Here is a 792-nt window from a genome sequence, read left to right as displayed (position 1 = left end):
GTGTCGCCTTCAGCACCTTGGCGGCCAGGTGAGCGTCGATGGTCGTCATCAGCTCGGGACCGGTCTTGGTGTCGAGCAGCTCGCCGAGTCGGCCTCTGCCGCCGGCGGGCAAGGCAGCGATCTGACGCTCACGCTCGGTCGGTTCGGACTCCATCTCCAGCCACAGTTCGATCGCCTCGGCCGTATCCATCGCGACTGCCTCGCGCAGGTTGATGGTGGCCGTACCGGTCCTTGCGGTGCTCATGTGCCTCCTTTGCCGCCCCTCGGCGTTCAGAAGTAACGACCCGAGGTTTACGCAGTATGAGCGGAAGGTGTCCGGAAAGGCGCTACACCTGCGAGTCAGGGAAGGCGATGACCGACAGGAACCGGATCGGCAGTTCGATCAGGTCAACCGGTCCGTGCGCGCCTTCCCCGTCGATCTGCAGCGAGTCGCCCGGCTGCAGCCGGTACACCGAGCGGCTGTGGCTGTAGTCCATGACCCCTTCGAGCATGTAGAGGAACTCGGTGCCGGGATGCTGGAACAAAGGATAGGTCTGGCTTTTTTCGGTCAGTGTTACGTGCAGACATTCCAGTCGCTTGTGTTCGCCGCGCAGCGAGCTCAGCAGCTGGTACTCGTGACCCTGTTTGGTGCCGTTGCGCACTATCTCTGGACCGGTGCCGGCTTTCACGAATGCCGCGGGGCGCTCGACGTCGGCCCCGCGGAACAGACTCGTCACCGGGACGTCGAGCCCTTTGGCCAACAACGCCAGGGTGGACAGGCTGCACGAGGTCTGGGCGTTCTCGATCTTCGAC

The 792-nt window shown here is 63.8% G+C and carries 2 protein-coding genes; both read right to left on the bottom strand.

Annotated features, from left to right (window positions below; translation table 11 throughout):
* Positions 1-244, bottom strand: a 244-nt coding sequence (locus IMZ11_RS42855; RefSeq protein WP_228649335.1) for a hypothetical protein, incomplete at its 3' end; no start/stop codon positions are given.
* An 82-nt stretch (positions 245-326) separates the two neighbouring features.
* A partial coding sequence (locus IMZ11_RS42850) for a cupin domain-containing protein (protein WP_228649333.1) occupies positions 327-792 on the bottom strand: 466 nt, incomplete at its 5' end.

It is taken from the genome of Microtetraspora sp. AC03309 (genome assembly GCF_020826795.1).
GTDB lineage: Bacteria > Actinomycetota > Actinomycetes > Streptosporangiales > Streptosporangiaceae > Microtetraspora > Microtetraspora glauca.
The sequence above is the reverse complement of the archived record's forward strand: the minus strand, read 5'-3'. Positions and strand labels throughout refer to the sequence as shown.